The organism is Spiroplasma floricola 23-6 (assembly GCF_002813555.1).
Classification (GTDB): Bacteria; Bacillota_I; Bacilli_A; order Mycoplasmatales; family Mycoplasmataceae; genus Spiroplasma_A; species Spiroplasma_A floricola.
Genome location: NZ_CP025057.1, coordinates 1,207,247 through 1,226,095, shown reverse-complemented (window position 1 = coordinate 1,226,095; position 18,849 = coordinate 1,207,247). Strand labels below are relative to the sequence as shown.

Here is an 18,849-nt window from a genome sequence, read left to right as displayed (position 1 = left end):
AAGAAATAGATTTAATTATTTTAAAAGAGGATAACAGAATTAAAATATTTTATGAAACAAAAAATGAAATAATTAACTCATTGACACCTAAAAAAATTGTAGATCATTTTGAAAAAATGGAAAAGTGAGCTTTAACAGAAAATCCGAATACAAAAAAATAGAGTATATATTTTTGAGAGAGGCAATGATAATATGAAAAAATTATTAAATTTAATAGCAGCTTTTTCAATGACTGCTATGAGTACTTTAACTTTAACTTCATGTCAAATTAAAGGAGAAAAAGAAACAGATAAAGACTTTTTTATGGAAACAGAACAACCAAAAAGTATTGAAGAAATAGAAGAGAAAATAAAAGTAAAATATGATGATCTAGACTATTGAAGAGAAATAGCAATAGAAAAGTCATATAAATGAAAAGTTGAAAAAGACTATTTCAATAAAACAAAACAAGAACAAGCTGAATTACATAAAGAGTTTAATGCTACTTCTATAGAAAAGCAAAAATGATATATATAAGGCTTGAAATGAAATATATGAATATAAAATTCAACAGTTTATTCCAAATTCAGATTATAAAAAAATTTTATATTCCCCTAAAGGAAAAGAAATAAGCCTAGATATATCAAAAAATAAGAATATTATTAAATGATTTTATGAAGCAAAAAATGATCTAATTAACTCATTGACTCCTAAAAAAATTGTAGATCATTTTGAAAAAATGGAAAAGTGAGCTTTAACAGAAAATCCGAATACAAAAAAATAGAATATATATTTTTGAGAGAGGAAATGATAATATGAAAAAATTATTAAATTTAATAGCAGCTTTTTCAATGACTGCTATGAGTACTTTAACTTTAACTTCATGTCAAATTAAAGAAGAAAAAGAAGTAGAAACAGATAAAGACTTTTTCATGGAAACAGAACAACCAAAAAGTATTGAAGAAATAGAAGAGAAAATAAAAGTAAAATATGATGATCTAGACTATTGAAGAGAGATAGCAATAGAAAAGTTATATAAATGAAAAGTTGAAAATGACTATTTTAATAAAACAAAACAAGAACAAGCTGAATTAGAAAAAAAATTTGATGCTACTTGCATAGAACAACAAAAATTTTATATATATATGGCTTGAAATAATATATATGAGTATAAAATTCAACAGTTTATTCCAAATTTAGATTACAAAAAAACTTTATATTCTCCTAAAGGTAAAAAAATACGATTAATTATTTTAAAAGATGAAAATAGCATTAAATGATTTTATAAAATAAAAAATGATCTAATTAACTCATTAACACCTAAAAAAATTGTAGATCATTTTGAAAAAATGGAAAAGTGAGCTTTAACAGAAAATCCTAATACAAAAAAATAGAATATATATTTTTGAGAGAGGAAATGATAATATGAAAAAATTATTAAATTTAATAGCAGCCTTTTCAATGACTGCTATGAGTACTTTAACTTTAACTTCATGTCAAATTAAAGGAGAAAAAGAAATAGAAACAGATAAAGACTTTTTTATGGAAACAGAGCAACCGAAAAGTATTGAAGAAGTAGAAGAAAGAATAATAAATACATATGATATACAAAAGGAGTATAATGAATTGTCGCATGATAAATGAGATCAGTGAGTTTGAGCTAATGATTATTGAAACAAAACTAAAGAAGAGAGAGAAGAATTAACTAAAAAATTTAATGCTACTTGCATAGAACAACAAAAATTTTATATATATAGCTTGGAAATTTATATATGAGTATAAGATTCAGCAGTTTTTTCCAAATTTAGATTATAAAAAAACTTTATATTCTCCTAAAGGAAAAGAAATAAACTTAGATATATCAAAAAATGAGAATAGTATGAAATGATTTTATAATAATAGAAACCATTTAATTAACTCATTAACACCTAAAAAAATTGTAGATCACTATAAAAAAATGGAACAGTGAGCTTTAACAGAAAATCCGAATACAAAAAAATAGAATATATATTTTTGAGAGAGGAAATGATAATATGAAAAAATTATTAAATTTAATAGCAGCTTTTTCAATGACTGCTATGAGTACTTTAACTTTAACTTCATGTCAAATTAAAGGAGAAAAAGAAATAGAAACAGATAAAGACTTTTTTATGGAAACAGAACAACCAAAAAGTATTGAAGAAATAGAAGAGAAAATAAAAGTAAAATATGATGATTTGGACTATTGAAGAGAAATAGCAATAGAAAAGTCATATAAATGAAAAGTTGAAAATGACTATTTTAATAAAACAAAACAAGAACAAACTGAATTACAAAAGGAGTTTAATGCTACTTCTGTAGAAAAACAAAAATGATATATATAGAGCTTGAGATTTTATATATAAATATAAAATTCAACAGTTTACTCCAAATTTGGATTATAGAAAAACTTTATATTCTCCTAAAGGAAAAGAAATAGATTTAATTATTTTAAAAGAGGATAACAGAATTGAAAGATTTTATGAAACAAAAAATGAGTTAATTAACTCATTAACACCTAAAAAAATTGTAGATCATTTTGAAAAAATGGAAAAGTGAGCTTTAACAGAAAATCCGAATACAAAAAAATAAAAAAAGAGTTTCTTAGCATAAAAAGACTATATTTGACAATAATTGGCTTTTAAATTAAAATTATTGAGTAAGCAAAATGTTCTTATAAACCAAGGAGAAACAATTATGACAAAAGAAGAATTAAAAGATAAGTTAGCTGATTTTAAAGTAAAAAAAAATGCTAAGGAAACTGAAATTGAAAAATGTAAAGAAGCAATTAAACAAGCAAAGTTAGAAATCAAAATTAAGAAAAATGAATTAAAAAATATTATAAGTGAAGCAAAAATTTTAAAAAGTAGTTTTAAAAGACAAGAAATGTAAAAAAAGAACCTCAAAATTAGGTTCTTTTTTTTAAAACTCTATTATCTTAGGATTAGCTAATTTTAAATCTTGCTTAATAGAATCATAGCCTCTATTTTTCAACTGTTCTTTATAAGTTTTAGTTGCTTTTTTTCTTATTTTATTTCCACTGTATGCAATTACAAAGGGAATACCAACTATAGTTAAACAACCAAAAAATTTTGCAATGTTTTTACCTAAACTAGAATATTGCTTTTCTTCAGTATATTTAATATCTCCTCTTACTTTTACAATATCTCTAGTAATTTTTATTTCTTTTTGATATGCTTCTTCTTTAATTGCAGCATCACTTAAAAATGCTTCTATGTAATATAGATCAAATGCGCTTAGTCCATAAAAGACTTTATCTTCAATTATAACTTCTTTAACTTTTGGAGTTGGTCTATACTCAAGATTCATTTTAATTGGACTAACCACTTCTTCTTTTATTATTTCAGGTTTTGGTTTAGGAATTTCAATGTAAGTTATATTTGAATTTACTTTTACAGGTATTTCTTCTTTTGGTATAGCTTTTGGTATTGGAGTAGGAATTGGTTTTTCTTTAATGGTTTCTCTAACATCAATATTTGGCTTTTCTCCAACTCTATTTGTTGGAGTTGGATTAACTCGTTTTAAGCTAATATTAAGATTGCTTTTATCTTTACGTTCCATTTTGTCAAATTCAAGTTTTCTACCAGTTGCTTGTCAGTTATTATCAATTAAGTCTTCAATATTTGATTGACCTTTTTGTCTATCAGTTAATGGAGCAGGTTGTTTTGGTATCATCTTTTTGACAAAAATTAAAACAAAATTTGATTCACGATCATTATTATTTTTAGCTTGTCCTTGTATTTTTAAGTTATCTTCAAAATATAACTGTAAAATTACATGTTTTGAAGTAGGATTTGCAACAATACTTTCTGGCAAAACGTTATATAATTGTTGAACACTAATGCTTTTATAACTCTCTATAGTATTTAAAATAGTTGCCTTTACAGAGTTGTATTGAGAAGAGCTTTTATCGTTTGCAAAATTTGCTCCATTTATTGAAGTATTTATTGATTTTTCTCTAACAGTATTATTTCTGCAAAAATCTGCTCAATCTAAGAAATCTCTTGAATTTGATTCACCTCATACCATATTAAAATCCCCCTTATTATTTATAATAATATCAAATGTAGTATGATTATTTTATATATAAAATTAGAAAAGAGATTTTTATGAAAGAAATTAAATCAATTAATTATGAAAAAATCATTGTTAAAAGAGTAAATACTGTATATGAAAATTTAAAACAAAATATTAAAAATGAATTTAAAGTACCTTCAAATATTGAAAGTTTTTTGAATGAGAATTCTCAATTATCTACTAGAGAAGATATTGAAAATTTAGGAAAAGAATTTGACAAGACTTTTGCAGATTGAGAAGTTTTAGATAAAAACTTAGATAGGCTAATACTTTTAAACCATTTAATGTCAATATTGCAAAACTCAATTATTGTTCTTATTTCAATTGATGTAAATATGGAAAAAGAGAATTTAGAAAAAGAAGTAATAACAAATCCAAAAGGAATTGATGTTATTGTTGCAACTGCTGTACAAGCATTTGGAGTAAAAGCTAATGAAATGATTGCTAAATATGAACAGTTAAATTTAGATCAAGATACTAATGAAGTATTTAAACCTTTAAATAAGTTCTTTAAAGAGGTTTCAAAACAAGATGTAGAGTCAGCATTTGCAAAATTAATGGAAAATATCTTGGAATTCAATAAAAACTACAAAAATATTTATATTAGATTATCTAATATAAAAGAAGATAGTTTAACAAATCAAAGAATTGAAATGTTTATGGAATATATGAACACTTACTATTTAATGACTTATTTATTAGAAATAATACTAGTTTATCCTTTACAAGAAGAAATGATGAATCAACAAGCATTTGATAATATAATGCCAGATATTACTTTATATAACTAAAAAATACAAACCTATAAAGGTTTGTATTTTTAATTAATATTTGCATTTATAAGCTTTTTTCATATATAATATATTTTGTGTGATTACAATACACTCGGTATTGTGGAAAGGAGGAACCTTAAATGGCAACAATTAATCAATTAGTTAGAAAACCAAGAAAAGCAAAAACTTGAAAAACTAAAGCTCCTGCTTTAAACAGAGGGGTTAACACTTTATTAAAAAAAGTTACTAAAATTTCAGCACCTCAAAAAAGAGGTGTTTGTACAAGGGTTGCAACTATGACTCCTAAAAAACCTAACTCAGCTTTACGTAAGTATGCAAGGGTTAGATTAACTAACGGTATGGAAGTAACAGCTTATATTCCAGGAGAAGGACACAACTTACAAGAACACAGTGTTGTGTTAATTCGTGGAGGAAGGGTAAAAGACTTACCTGGGGTTCGTTATCATATAATTCGTGGTACTTTAGATACAACTGGAGTAAATGGAAGAATGCAATCTCGTTCTTTATATGGAACAAAAAGACCTAAAGAGAAAAAATAATAGAGTGTAATTCACATTTTATCAATTAAAAAAAGAAAGGAGTTACTAACTTATGCGTAAACATCAAGCAGAAAAAAGAGATGTGTTACCAGATCCTATATATAATTCAAAACTAGTTACTAGAGCAGTTAATAAAATTATGTTAGATGGTAAAAGAGGAACAGCTCAACATATCTTATATAAAGCTTTTGAAAAAATCAAAGAAAAGACTGGAACAAGTCCAATTGAAGTATTTGATAAAGCAATAGAAAACATTAAACCTCATTTAGAATTAAAAGTTCGTCGTATTGGGGGAGCAAACTATCAAGTTCCTGTTGAAGTTTCAACAGACAGAAAAGTTACTTTGGCTTTAAGATGATTAATTAATTATTCAAGACTAAGAAATGAAAAAGAAATGATAGATAGATTGGCAAATGAAATTATTGATGCATCAAATGGAGTTGGTGGATCAGTTAAAAAACGTGAAGATACTCACAAAATGGCTGAAGCTAATAAAGCATTTGCACATTATCGTTGATAATAGAAGATTAAGGAGAAAAGAATATGCCTAGAGAATATAGTTTAGATATGACTCGTAACTTTGGTATTATGGCTCACATCGATGCTGGTAAAACTACTACAACAGAACGTATATTATTCCACACAGGTAGAATTCATAAAATTGGTGAAACTCACGAAGGTGAATCACAAATGGACTGAATGGCTCAAGAACAAGAACGTGGTATTACAATTACTTCTGCTGCAACAACAGCATTTTGAGCAGACCATAGATTTAACATCATAGATACTCCTGGTCACGTTGACTTCACAGTTGAAGTTGAAAGATCATTGAGAGTTCTTGATGGAGCTGTAGCTGTATTGGATGGTCAAAGTGGGGTTGAACCTCAAACTGAAACTGTTTGAAGACAAGCAACAACTTATAGAGTACCAAGAGTAGTTTTTGTTAACAAAATGGATAAAACAGGAGCTGACTTTTTATATTCAGTAAAAACAATTGGAGATAGATTAGGAGCTAAAGCAGCACCTATTCAATTGCCAATCGGAGCAGAAGATCAATTCAATGGAATCATTGACTTAGTAGAAATGAAAGCATGAGGATTTGATGGAGCTGCTGAAGAAATAGCAAAAGAAATAGAAATTCCTGCTGACTTAAAAGATAAAGCAGAAGAATTAAGAGCTCAATTAGTTGAGATGGCTGTGGAATATGACGAAGAATTAATGATGAAATTCTTGGATGGAGGAGAAATCACAATTCCAGAATTAAAATCAGCAATTCGTAAAGGAGTAATATCTGCTGAATTTTTCCCAGTATTGGCTGGGTCAGCATTTAAAAACAAAGGTGTTAAATTATTATTAGACGCTGTTGTTGCTTATTTACCTTCTCCATTAGATGTACCTGCAATTAAAGGTATATTACCAGATGGAACAGAAGCTGAAAGAATAGCTTCAGATGATGCACCATTTGCAGCATTAGCATTTAAAATTATGACTGACCCATTTGTTGGTAAGTTAACATTCTTTAGAGTTTATTCAGGAAAGTTAGCAAAAGGAAGTTATGTATTAAACGCAACTAAAGATAAAAAAGAACGTGTTGGACGTTTATTAAAAATGCATGCAAACAATCGTGAAGAAATTGATGAAGTTTATGCTGGAGATATTGCAGCAGCTGTTGGTCTTAAAGATACAACAACTGGTGATACTTTAACAGATGAAAAAAATGAAATTATTTTAGAATCAATGATATTCCCAGAACCAGTTATTCATTTGGCTTTAGAACCAAAAACAAAAGCTGATCAAGAAAAATTAGGTTTATCATTAAACAAATTATCAGAAGAAGATCCAACTTTCAGAACTTATACAGATGAAGAAACTGGACAAACAATTATTGCTGGAATGGGTGAATTACACCTAGATATTATTGTGGATCGTTTGAAAAGAGAATTCAAAGTTGAAACAAATGTTGGAGCACCTCAAGTTTCATATCGTGAAACAATTAAAGGTTCAGCAAAAGTTGAAGGTAAATATGTTAAACAATCAGGGGGACGTGGACAATATGGTCACGTTGTGATTGAATTTGAACCAAATCATGATAAAGGATTTGAATGAGTTGATAAAATTGTTGGGGGTAAAATCTCAAAAGAATATATCAACGCTGCTAGAGTGGGACTTGAAAATGCCTTACAAAACGGGGTTATTGCAGGATTCCCAATGATAGATGTTAAAGCAACAATTGTTGATGGATCATATCATGATGTTGACTCAAATGAGATGGCATATAAAATTGCTGCATCATTGGCATTAAAAGAAGCTGCTAAAAAAGTTAATCCAGTTCTTTTAGAACCAATTATGTCAGTTGAAGTAACTGTACCAGATGAATACTATGGGGATGTAATGGGTAACATTTCATCAAAACGTGGTTTAATTGAAGGATCAGAACAAAGAGGAAATGCACAAACTATTAAGTCAAAAGTTCCTCTATCAGAAATGTTTGGTTATGCAACAGAGTTGCGTTCATTTACACAAGGACGTGGAAATTACACAATGATTTTCAGTCACTATAATGAAGCACCAAAAAACATTGCTGAAGAAATTATCAAAAAACAAGGTAAATAATAGCTATTTATCAAATTAAAAAAATATTGTACTTTAAACAAAATCTATTTATAATTATTAGGACACTTGGTCGCAATAAAATAAATAAGAACCAAATGGAAGGAATGAAAAAACATGGCAAAAGAAGCATTTGACCGTAGTTTACCTCACGTTAACATTGGAACAATCGGACACGTTGACCACGGTAAAACTACTTTAACAGCTGCAATTACAAAAGTATTAGCAGCAAAAGGTGGAGCAGAATTCAAGGATTATGCAAATATTGATAATGCACCAGAAGAAAGAGAAAGAGGTATTACAATTAATACTTCTCACGTTGAATATAAAACAGATAAAAGACACTACGCACACGTAGACTGTCCAGGTCATGCCGATTATGTTAAAAACATGATTACAGGAGCTGCACAAATGGATGGAGGAATCCTTGTTGTTGCTGCAACTGATGGACCAATGCCTCAAACAAGAGAACACATCCTATTATCAAGACAAGTTGGAGTACCAGCAATCGCAGTATTTTTAAATAAATGTGATATGGTAGATGACGAAGAATTAATTGACTTAGTTGAAATGGAAGTTAGAGATTTATTATCTGCATATGACTTTGATGGAGATGGAGCACCAGTTATTCGTGGATCAGCTTTAGGAGCATTAAATGGTGATGCTAAATGAGTTGAAAAAGTGGAAGAATTAATGGATGCAGTTGATGCATACATTCCAACACCAACTCGTGATACAGATAAAACATTCTTAATGCCTATAGAAGACGTATTTACAATTACAGGGCGTGGAACTGTTGCAACTGGAAGAGTTGAAAGAGGAGTTGTTAAAGTTAACGACGAAGTTGAAATTGTTGGATTAGTAGAAGATAGCAAAAAAGTTGTTGTTACAGGATTAGAAATGTTTAGAAAATTACTAGACTTTGCTGAAGCTGGAGATAACGTTGGAGCATTATTAAGAGGGGTTGACAGAAACGACATCGAACGTGGACAAGTTCTTGCAAAACCAGGAACAATTAAACCTCATACAAAATTAAATGCATCAGTTTATGCTTTAACTCAAGAAGAAGGTGGAAGACACAAACCATTCTTCAACAAATACCGTCCTCAATTCTACTTTAGAACTACAGACGTTACTGGAGAAGTTCACTTACCAAGTGGAACAGACATGGTTATGCCTGGAGATAACGTTGAATTAGTTGTTGAATTAATTAAACCAATTGCTGTTGAACAAGGTACAAAATTCTCAATCCGTGAAGGTGGAAGAACTATTGGTGCTGGAACAGTTGTTTCAATCGTTCAATAATTTAAACAATATAAAAAATAAAAGCTTTTAAAAATTAAAAATCTTTGTATATAAAATATATACAAAGATTTTTTTGTTTTTTATTTAGTAATTTTTTTTAAACTAGTTTTGCAAAATTGGAAACTCTTAATTTATTTTATATAATAAAAATGTGAATAAGAATAACTTGTTTTGTTTACGCTAGTAATAGTAAAGTATTAATGAGAGTTTTAAGTATCTCTTAATCTTTGAAAGAGGGAAAGATTATGTTTTTAGTAGCGCATAGAGGTTTTAGGGGTAAAAATAGAGAAAACAGAATGATAGATTTTGAAGATGCCTTAAAAACTTGTCTAGCTGTAGAGTTTGATATTAGAATGACAAAAGATAAAAAGATAATAATTTTTCACGATCACAATTTTAAAAGAATTGGAAATTTAAATAAAACTGTTAGAAGTTTAACTTATAAAGAAATTGAAAATATGGATTACTTCAAGCAAAATCCTGATTTTCTACCTCCATTATTCATTGAAGATTTTATTATGAAAATCTCAAAAGAGTATAACTTTATTAATGTTGAAATAAAACCAGATAGAAACACAGTAGAAGAGTTTGAACAAATTAAGAGAGCTTTAAATCTTTTAAGAGAACAAACTAATGCAGAGATTGTTGTTTCATCATTTGAACTTAAGGTTTTAAAGTTTATTTCACAATTAGATAATAATTTTAAAAAGGGTTATTTAATTGAAAATATTAAAAAAGTAGACTTTGATTTAATAAAGAAATTTGATTATTTACATCCTTATGTAGAGAATCTAAAAATCAAATCATCTTATAAGATAGTTGAAAAAATAAATTTACCTTTAAATATATGAACCTTTAAAAATGATGAAGATGCAAAAATTATCTGATCAATATATAAAGATAAAATCAATTCTTTTATTAGTGATAAAAGGGATTTGTTAATTAACTTTTAATAAGGAGGGAGTTTTATTAAAAGTAAAAAGAATACAATGATGGGTATTAGTAAAAAAACATTTTATTAAAGTAGATTAATTTAAATAACAGTCTAGAACTTTTAAAATAATAATACAAGTTATTGTTTATATATTTTTCTTAAGTTTGGGAGCAATTTGTTGAGGACTTGTTATAAATAGATGAGCAACAATTTATGAAATAGGAGTAGATCAAAAAATTTATGCAACAGCACTAGGATTAGTTTCAGTTACTGCATTTTCTCCCGATGTATGATTTTGACAATTCCATTCCTTCTTATTAGATAAATATAAAGTTGAAACTGAAATATCAGGTATTTACAATTATCAAATAGTTTATCAGTATTCAATGATTTTAATAGTGATTGGGCGAGTTATAGGAATTGTTGCAGGTTTAGTTCTTATGTACACGTTAAGAAAAGAGAAAAATAAAAAAAGAGATTGTCAAATCATAGAGTGAATATATTTTTGAAAATTATTTAATATTGCTTTTTACTTTATAATAATTTTATAAAGGAAGTTTTATGAAATTAGCTGATCAATTTAAAATCATATCTAAAATAAAAAACTCTAGTAATTTAGATGTTAGAAGTTTATCTGAAATTTATTTACTTGAAATTATAAATAAACTTTTAGAGAATAAAAAATCACTAAAGTTTGATGAACTGAATAAAATGGATAATAAAAAACCAGGGGTTTATCTTTTATATTCGATAGTGAATAATAAATTAAGATTTTGCTATATTGGTGAATCTGTAAATGTTAAAGAGAGATTTAAACAGCACATAAAAGGATATGCTAATAAAAAAAACAAAATGTATTCAATTATGAACAAAAGAGTAGAAGAGATTAAAGATATCAATTTTGTTTTTTTAGATGAGATTGAAGATCAAAATGATAGATTAAAAAGAGAGACATACTATATATATACAACTAAGTCTAAACACTTTTCTTTAAATACAAAATTGGTAAATAGAAAATTGAGATGTCCAAATGGACATGGTTTAGTTAAAGGATCTCTTTCATATGATAAAAATAAAGATCATATTCATTTAATCGTTTATGGAATATGTAAAAATAAAACTTGTAAAATCAAGTTTAAAATAAACTAATGAAAAAAAATGATATTATAATCTTATAAAATAAAGGAGAATTAATATGATAACAAACAACGCAAAACAATTTACATTAACTTTAAAAGCTGTAAGTTCAAAAGATAAAGTTAATGAATTAGTTTTAAAAGAAAATGGAGCAGTATCATTAATAAGTGAAGATAAAATAATTTACTATTATGTTGAAGAAAATTCTTGTCTTAAAGATTTATGAAATTCTTTAGAGTCATTTATTAAATCAAATAAATATGATTTAAATGTAGATGTTGATTCATTTATTTCTAAGTTTGAAAAAGCTGAAGAAGCATTTCAAACAGTTGTAGAAGCAATAGCTTTTGCATCACACAAAGATTTAGACTATAAAGAAAAATCAACAGAACCAAAATCAATTAATTTTGTTTTTGATAAAAAATATAATTCAATTTATGAAGTATCATTAATAAAAATAGAATATATGGATTTTGCAAGAGACTTACAAGATTTACCACCAAATATTGGTACATCAGTTGAAATTGCAAATAGATTGGCTGCAAAAGCAAAAGAACTAAGTGATATTAAAGTTACTGTATATGACAAAAAACAAATCGAACAAATGGGTATGGGATTATTACTATCAGTTAATGCAGGAAGTAATGTTGAAGCTAGAGTAGTTGTAATGGAATATAACTCAGATCCATCTCAAAAAAGAACTGCTTTAGTAGGAAAAGGAATTACTTTCGATACTGGAGGATATAATTTAAAACCATCTAACTTTATTGAAAATATGAAATTCGATATGTCAGGAGCTGCAATTGTTTCTTCAACAGTTATGGCGCTTGCAAAAGCAAAAGTAAAAACTAATGTAGTGTCAATTGGATTATTAACAGATAACAGAATTGGTGGAAAAGCAACTTTAACAGAATCAGTTATTAAATCAATGAACGGTAAAACTGTAGAAATTACAAACACAGATGCAGAAGGAAGATTAGTTTTAGCTGATGGTATTACTTATGCTGTAAGAAATGCAAAAGCTGATAGAGCAATTACTGTTGCAACTTTAACAGGAGCAATTGATGTTGCTTTAGGAAAATGATTCACAGGAACATTCTCAACAAGTGATTCATTCTATGGAGAATTTGATAAAGCAGCTATTAAAGCACAAGAAGCAGTATGAAGAATGCCAGTTCTTAAAGATCACCTAAAAGCAATGCAATGTTCTAAAGTAGCTGACTTAGCTAACTCAGAACCAGGAAGACAAGCAGGTTCTTCAACAGCTGCAGCATTCTTAGATTCATTTGCTGAAGGAAAAGACTTTATTCATTTAGATATTGCATCAACTGCAGATATCAACAAACGTGGTAGAGCACCTATGCTAAGAACTATGTTTGAATTATTAAATAAATAATTATAAAAAAAGAAAAAAATCAGTGATTTATAAATCACTGATTTTTTTATTATAGTTTTAATTAAAATGTTTGTTGATAATCCATTTTATTTTTAAAAACTTTTAAATCGTCTAAAGATACTTTCTCTTTTGAAAAAATACCGATAATGTTTTGAGAAAAGAACATATTTTGCTCCATTAAAGAATTGTTTGCCATTATTTTTTTTCAATTGTTATTGTTGAAAATATTGTAAAGATATAAGGCATTATCCATATCTTTTACAACAATAGAGTGGAAATAAAATGAATCTACAGTTCTTAAGAAATTTTTATACTTAATTGGAATATTTCTTTGATCACCATCTGGTGTTTTTTTGACTATAAATTCAGTGGTACTATTTCTGTTAAAGGAATTTACATTTAGATTTGAAATATTAATTCCACCACTCTCTTCAATTGAAGTTAAATCAAGAATACTTTCTTTTTTAAATAAAGTAAATGAATAGTTATCATCTAAAAATTTATAGATGATAGATTCTAAAACATGTGTTGAAGGGGAGCTATTTGTATTAACTTCTGGACTATCTATAATTAAACTTTTTGCATTTGTATTAATTAATGCAGGAGTTGCTAAAATAGGAGCTAGTGTAAAGTACATGTGTCTAAACTGAACTCTATTAATATCAAAGAACTTTTGTTTGATTGAATCTAATGAAAAAGAAGTATAGTCAACAGGATTTTGATCAAAGTATCAGTTTTTTAATCTATCAGATTTAATTCAAGTTATCATACCTTTTTTCTCTAAAGTGAAATCATCTCCAAATCCACTTTTAAGATCTGCTATTAGTTCTATCATATTTTTTTGAGCAATTGGTGTGAAAAGTCTTCTAAATTCAATTTCATTACTTCTATTTTGAACATTAAAGTAACTTTCAAATTCAGTATTATTCATCAAGTTAAAACTACTATTTTCCTTAATTGAATCAATAGCTTTTTTCTCTAAAAGTTCTTTATTTTTATTTATAAACTCCTCTAATTCCTTTAAATTTAAGGAATTTAAATTTTGTGGTTTTCTTGTATAACTTAAATTAGGAATTAAATCAGACATGAAAAGTACTACTTTTTCAGTTTTAAAAACAGGAATTTGTTTTACAATTTCAGCTCTTAAAACTTTATCATCAATTGAATAGCTAATATCACCATTATCTTCTATAATGTTTCTCTTATATTGAAAATTTTTTTGACCGCTATAAGTTATATCCTCCATTATAAAAAAACTTCTTTCTCAAATTAGAAATGGATTTTTTGCTATTTCTCCACTTATTAAACTTTTTGTTGAATAAGTTTTATTTTTTAAAGGTAAGTTATATCTGCTGATCAAATACTGCATTTTATTACTAGTTAAGTTATTATCAAATTTTATAAAATCAATAGTTTTTGAAAAAAGTTTTAAAGGAATTCCTCATTCAAATAAATCATTTAATTTTTTCATTTGTTGTCATGCAACTTCTATATTTTCTTCTGCTCTAGCTTTTAATTTATCTATTTCTTTTCAAAATTTTTTATATTTTATAAAAAAATACTTTAAATAAAAGAACGAGTAAATTGCATAAATTCCCATTATTAAAATTCTTAGATAAAGAGCTTTTCCATATAAACTTATATTGGCAATAAAAAGTGATAAATTAATAAATATACTTAATACTACTGTAGTTGTTATTATAGTAAAAACTATAAAAAAAATGAATAAAAAGCCTTTTCATCTTTTCATTAATTGATATCTATCATTTGCTTTTGCTATTTTTTTACGATCGCTTTTTATAGACTTCATTAATTTTTCATTTGCTTCTTTATCAACTCCTGAAAGTTTTACTAGTTTATCAAATTCTTCTTCTAAAGTATCTTCAAACTTCTTCTTTAGAGTTGTTTCATATTCTTTTAATGGTTCATAGATCATAATTTTATTTCCTTTATAATTTAAATACTCAATTTTTTTAATATTTCACATTTCAAAATTTAGAAGTAATAAAAAATTTTTTATAGATAATTTATTTGATAAAAAACTATAAGTTTTTATTATATTAGTCTTATCAAATTAAAGGTTTTTAGCATAACTAAAAACCTCTCTCTATATTATTATTAAAACAACTTTTATTAGTTCATTTTTATTATAAAATAAAAAAATAAAATTATAGACCTTATTTTTTATTTTCTTTATAAAGACAAACTTTATTTTATATAATAACTCTATGAAAAGAAAAAACGCTGATAATAAATATAAATGAAATTTTTCCCATTTATATGAAAACACACAACAATGAAACGATGAAATTAAAAAGGCCAAAGAATTATGTCAAGATATTCATAATTTAAAAGGTACTTTAAATATTAAGGAGAATTTTTTAAAATATTTAAATTTAGAAAAGGAAAAAGATTTACTAATAACTAAAATAAATCAATATGCTCATTTAATTGATATTGATCAAACAAATAATGAAAATCAAGAATTGAGTTCAATTTTAGATAACTTTTATCAAGAATCCAAAGTTAAATCTGCTTTTTTATTAAATGAGTTAAAAGAGATAGGTGAAGAAAAAATATCTATATGATTAAGCGAAAGTAACTTACAAAATTATAATTATTATTTTAGAACTTTTTTTAAATCTTCAAAGTATATTCTTGATGATAGACAAGAAGAGTTAATGAGCAAATTAGAAAGAAGCAGAAATGCAGTTGGAAATTTATATGATTCTCTTGCTTATGCAGATAGAGAGTCAAATAAAATAATTTGACAAAATAAAGAAGAAGAATTAACCTCTTCTCTTTATAAAGAAATTATGGAAAATTCAGATCCTAAAATGGATCAAGAAAAACGAAAAGAAGCTCAAAAGTTATATTTTGAAAACTTTATTTCTAGAAAACATAGTTTTGCAAAAATATATGAGGCAATTATTCAAGAACAATATGAAAGCAAAAACGTAAGAAATTACAAATCAATACTGGAAATGAATTTATTTGATGATCAAGTTAGTGAAAGTATTTATTTAAAGTTAATTGAATTTGGAAAGGAAACTATTGAATCATTTAGAAAATATAATAGATTAATTAAGAAGGTTTATGATTTAAAAGAATTTAACTCTTCAGATAGATTATTAAAAATTACTAAGGACTATAATAAAAAATTTAGTGTTGAACAAGGACAAGAAATTGTAAAAAATTCTTTAGAAGTTTTAGGAAAAGAATATATTGATAAATTACAAATAGCTTTTAAAGATAATCTAATAGATTATTATGAAGATGATAATAAATCTGATGGAGCATATTCATCTGGGGGAAATGGTGTTGAACCAATAATATTAATGAATTGAGATGATACACTAGGTTCAGTAAGTACATTAGCACATGAAATAGGTCATTCAGTGCACACTTTATTTTCAGATGAATATCAAGTTTATCCATTAAATAATTATCCAATTATATTAGCAGAAGTAGCATCAACATTTAATGAGCATTTGTTATTTGATTATTTATATTCAAATACAAACGATTTAGAAGAGAAAAAATACTTATTACAGCAAAGAATATTTGATTTAATTTCAACTTTTTATAGACAAATACAATTTGCAGATTTTGAATATAGTGCACATAAATTAATTGAAGAAGATGAACCAATTACTACAGAAACATTAAAAGACTTATTTGTTCAAAAACAAAAAGAGTTTGGATATGATGAATTTGCAGATAAGGATGAGTCAAATTATTCATGACCTTATATTTCTCATTTCTTTCAATCTCCATTTTATGTTTACAAATATGCAATAGATTTAGTTGCAAGTTTTAAACTTTACAATGATTTTAAAAATGGATATAAAGAAAATATAATAAATTTCTTAAAAATGGGAGGCTCAAAAGAACCCTTAGAAATTTTAAAAGATGTAGGTGTAGATTTTTTAGATAAAAATACTTATCTGCCTTTAATTGAAGAAATAGATAATCTGATAGACGAATTAGAAAAACTAGTAAAATAAAAAACTGGCTTAAGCCAGTTTTTTAAACTTCTAATCCTTTTAACAATTTTTCTAAGTACTCTCCAACTCCACCTTCATTATTAGTTAAATTTGTAATACCTGCTGCAATATTTTTTAACTCTTGACTTCCATTTTTCATAGCTACTCCATAACCAACTTTTTGAACCATTTCATAGTCATTCATTTGGTCTCCAAAAGCAATAACATCTCTAATATCTTTATTGTAATATTGAGCTAATATATCAGTTACAAATCCCTTATTTACTATTTTATTTGTTAAAGTAATCATTAGTTTTGAAGACTTTGTTAAATTTCCATAAACATTTCCAGATTGAATTTTAATTGTATGTTTAAATTTTTCTAAAACTCTTAAAACTTCATCTCTATTATCTTCTGTATCAATAAACAAAACTAAGTTAGTTGCTGAACCTTCTCAGCTTTTATATGGATCTGTTATTTTGTATTCATCATCATCAACGTCATCTAAGTGAAAAAAGTTTTCTACAAATTCGTCTTTCTCTCTCACCATTGCTTTATTGTATGATTCTACTAATATATTTGAAATAGAACTTTTAATTTTTTCGTGATTCATAATTTCACTTACAATTTCTTCACTTATTGGAAACACAATTCTTTTAAATTTCTTTGATATTGGATCGTGAATATGAGCTCCATCAAAATTAGTTAAAAGAGTAGTTAAACCCAATTCATTGTAAAATCTGATACTTGCTCTATGTGGACGACCTGTTATTATACAAACTTCATGTCCTTCTTTTCTTGCATTTATTAATGCTTTTTTTGTAATTGGATGAATTTCTTCTCCATTAGACATTAAAGTAGTTCCATCTAAATCTATTAAAATTAGTCTTTTTTTAGATAAATGTTGTAGTTGCATATATATTCAACTCCTTTAATTAAGATTATATATTTTTTATAATAAAAATTTTTGAAAATTTTTTTCATACTTTAAAAAAATTTTGGAGAAAACAGAGAAAAGTTCTAAAATATATATGTATAGGAAGGTAGTGTAGAATGTTTATTTATAAAACTTCTTGTGTTGATCCTGCTTTTAATTTGGCAACAGAAGAATACTTTGTAAGAGTAAAAAAATATAACGAACCAATTCTTTTTTTATGGCAAAATGACAATACTATTGTTGTTGGAAGAAATCAAAATGCTGCTTGAGAAATTAATCTTCAAAATGCGCAAAAAGATATGGTAAATATTGTTAGAAGAAATAGTGGTGGGGGAACTGTATTTCACGATTTGGGAAATATGAATTTTAGCATAATTTATACAGATGTTGATAACAAAGCTGTTTCATTATTTGCATCAATGTTAGAGCCAGTTATTAAAACTTTAAATAATTTAGGTGTTCCCGCAAAATTTTCTGGAAGAAATGATATTGAATTAAATGGCAAAAAAATATCTGGAAATGCAATGTGAAAATATGAGGATAGGTTTTTGCAACATGGAACAATATTGTTTAATGCAAATCTTGATAAGTTAACAAATTATTTAACTGTTGATAGAGCAAAGATTCTTTCAAAAAATATTAAATCTATTGCAGCTAGAGTTACAAATATAAACTCTGAAATAGAAAATAAAATTGATATAGAACAATTTATGAATCAGTTAATTGAAACATATAAAGATTTACAAGAAATTAAAACAATAGAGTTATCTCAAGAAGAATTAGAAGAAATTAAAACTCTTAGTGAGAATAAATTCAAAAATCCAGATTGAAATTTTGCAAAAAATGCAGATTTTGATTATAGAAACAAACAAAGATTAGAAGGAAAGGGTTCTGTAGAAGTTCTTTTAAAAATTGAAAAAGCAGTTATTAAAGAAGCTAAATTCTATGGAGATTTTTTAGGATTTAAAGGAACAGAACCACTTGAAAAAAGTCTAATCAATGCAAAGTATGAGACATTCGAATTACAGAAAATCTTAGACAATTCAGATATTAAAGGTATGTTTGGAGAAACATTTACAACTCAAGACATTCTTAACTTATTAATTCAATAGGAGG

The 18,849-nt window shown here is 26.2% G+C and carries 21 protein-coding genes; 18 read left to right on the top strand and 3 right to left on the bottom strand.

The window, feature by feature from the left end; all coding sequences use genetic code 4:
• Positions 1–192 precede the first annotated feature (192 nt).
• From SFLOR_RS05565 to SFLOR_RS05540, 7 genes are all read left to right on the top strand, one after another.
• On the top strand, positions 193–516 hold the full coding sequence (locus tag SFLOR_RS05565; protein WP_100917077.1) for a lipoprotein: 324 nt from the start codon (positions 193–195) through the stop codon (positions 514–516).
• Between the two features lie 278 nt (positions 517–794).
• Positions 795–1,373 (top strand): hypothetical protein, encoded by a 579-nt coding sequence (locus tag SFLOR_RS05560; protein WP_100917076.1) that lies wholly within the window; start codon positions 795–797, stop codon positions 1,371–1,373.
• 31 nt (positions 1,374–1,404) lie between these two features.
• The gene (locus tag SFLOR_RS05555) at positions 1,405–1,761 is read left to right on the top strand and encodes a lipoprotein (protein WP_100917075.1); all 357 of its coding nucleotides are present in this window, start codon (positions 1,405–1,407) and stop codon (positions 1,759–1,761) included.
• Between the two features lie 97 nt (positions 1,762–1,858).
• On the top strand, positions 1,859–1,981 hold the full coding sequence (locus SFLOR_RS06110; RefSeq protein WP_281253764.1) for a hypothetical protein: 123 nt from the start codon (positions 1,859–1,861) through the stop codon (positions 1,979–1,981).
• 31 nt (positions 1,982–2,012) lie between these two features.
• Positions 2,013–2,342, top strand: a complete 330-nt coding sequence (locus SFLOR_RS05900) for a lipoprotein (RefSeq protein ID WP_157806965.1) — start codon at positions 2,013–2,015, stop codon at positions 2,340–2,342.
• Between the two features lie 49 nt (positions 2,343–2,391).
• Positions 2,392–2,589 carry a hypothetical protein gene (locus SFLOR_RS05545; RefSeq protein ID WP_100917073.1) on the top strand — a complete coding sequence of 66 codons (198 nt, stop codon included), beginning with the start codon at positions 2,392–2,394 and terminating at the stop codon, positions 2,587–2,589.
• A 105-nt stretch (positions 2,590–2,694) separates the two neighbouring features.
• Positions 2,695–2,889, top strand: coding sequence for a hypothetical protein (locus SFLOR_RS05540; protein WP_100917072.1), 195 nt, complete (start codon positions 2,695–2,697; stop codon positions 2,887–2,889).
• A 30-nt stretch (positions 2,890–2,919) separates the two neighbouring features.
• Here the strand turns inward: SFLOR_RS05540 and SFLOR_RS05535 are convergent, their stop codons facing one another.
• On the bottom strand, positions 2,920–4,047 hold the full coding sequence (locus SFLOR_RS05535) for a hypothetical protein (protein ID WP_100917071.1): 1,128 nt from the start codon (positions 4,045–4,047) through the stop codon (positions 2,920–2,922).
• An 80-nt stretch (positions 4,048–4,127) separates the two neighbouring features.
• On the opposite strand from SFLOR_RS05535, the gene SFLOR_RS05530 reads away from it, so the two are divergent.
• The 9 genes from SFLOR_RS05530 (at position 4,128) to SFLOR_RS05490 (ending at position 12,810) form a co-directional block, all read left to right on the top strand.
• On the top strand, positions 4,128–4,886 hold the full coding sequence (locus SFLOR_RS05530; protein WP_100917070.1) for a hypothetical protein: 759 nt from the start codon (positions 4,128–4,130) through the stop codon (positions 4,884–4,886).
• A 122-nt stretch (positions 4,887–5,008) separates the two neighbouring features.
• Positions 5,009–5,428, top strand: coding sequence for a 30S ribosomal protein S12 (rpsL, locus tag SFLOR_RS05525; protein WP_100917069.1), 420 nt, complete (start codon positions 5,009–5,011; stop codon positions 5,426–5,428).
• A gap of 52 nt (positions 5,429–5,480) precedes the next feature.
• Positions 5,481–5,948: a 30S ribosomal protein S7 gene (gene rpsG / locus SFLOR_RS05520; RefSeq protein WP_100917068.1), complete on the top strand. Its 468-nt coding sequence runs from the start codon at positions 5,481–5,483 to the stop codon at positions 5,946–5,948.
• Between the two features lie 23 nt (positions 5,949–5,971).
• Positions 5,972–8,041, top strand: coding sequence for an elongation factor G (gene fusA, locus SFLOR_RS05515; RefSeq protein ID WP_100917067.1), 2,070 nt, complete (start codon positions 5,972–5,974; stop codon positions 8,039–8,041).
• 114 nt (positions 8,042–8,155) lie between these two features.
• A complete protein-coding gene (tuf, locus tag SFLOR_RS05510) occupies positions 8,156–9,343 on the top strand; it encodes an elongation factor Tu (RefSeq protein WP_100917066.1) in 1,188 nt (395 codons plus the stop codon).
• 245 nt (positions 9,344–9,588) lie between these two features.
• Positions 9,589–10,296, top strand: a complete 708-nt coding sequence (locus SFLOR_RS05505; RefSeq protein ID WP_100917065.1) for a glycerophosphodiester phosphodiesterase — start codon at positions 9,589–9,591, stop codon at positions 10,294–10,296.
• Positions 10,297–10,441: 145 nt separating this feature from the next.
• Positions 10,442–10,828: a hypothetical protein gene (locus SFLOR_RS05500; protein WP_100917064.1), complete on the top strand. Its 387-nt coding sequence runs from the start codon at positions 10,442–10,444 to the stop codon at positions 10,826–10,828.
• Between the two features lie 10 nt (positions 10,829–10,838).
• Positions 10,839–11,426: a GIY-YIG nuclease family protein gene (locus SFLOR_RS05495; RefSeq protein ID WP_100917063.1), complete on the top strand. Its 588-nt coding sequence runs from the start codon at positions 10,839–10,841 to the stop codon at positions 11,424–11,426.
• A 46-nt stretch (positions 11,427–11,472) separates the two neighbouring features.
• Entirely contained in the window at positions 11,473–12,810 is a 1,338-nt protein-coding gene (locus SFLOR_RS05490) for a M17 family metallopeptidase (protein WP_100917062.1), read from the top strand.
• Between the two features lie 61 nt (positions 12,811–12,871).
• On the opposite strand, the gene SFLOR_RS05485 is transcribed toward SFLOR_RS05490, so the two are convergent.
• Positions 12,872–14,746 (bottom strand): MAG1210 family protein, encoded by a 1,875-nt coding sequence (locus tag SFLOR_RS05485; RefSeq protein ID WP_100917061.1) that lies wholly within the window; start codon positions 14,744–14,746, stop codon positions 12,872–12,874.
• Positions 14,747–15,038: 292 nt separating this feature from the next.
• On the opposite strand from SFLOR_RS05485, the gene pepF reads away from it, so the two are divergent.
• Complete coding sequence (pepF, locus tag SFLOR_RS05480) at positions 15,039–16,817, top strand: oligoendopeptidase F (protein WP_100917060.1); 1,779 nt, start codon at positions 15,039–15,041, stop codon at positions 16,815–16,817.
• 22 nt (positions 16,818–16,839) lie between these two features.
• On the opposite strand, the gene SFLOR_RS05475 is transcribed toward pepF, so the two are convergent.
• Positions 16,840–17,712, bottom strand: coding sequence for a Cof-type HAD-IIB family hydrolase (locus SFLOR_RS05475; protein WP_100917059.1), 873 nt, complete (start codon positions 17,710–17,712; stop codon positions 16,840–16,842).
• A gap of 137 nt (positions 17,713–17,849) precedes the next feature.
• Here SFLOR_RS05475 and lplA point away from each other — a divergent pair, with 137 nt between their 5' ends.
• Complete coding sequence (lplA, locus tag SFLOR_RS05470) at positions 17,850–18,845, top strand: lipoate--protein ligase (protein ID WP_100917058.1); 996 nt, start codon at positions 17,850–17,852, stop codon at positions 18,843–18,845.
• The last annotated feature ends 4 nt before the right edge of the window (positions 18,846–18,849 follow it).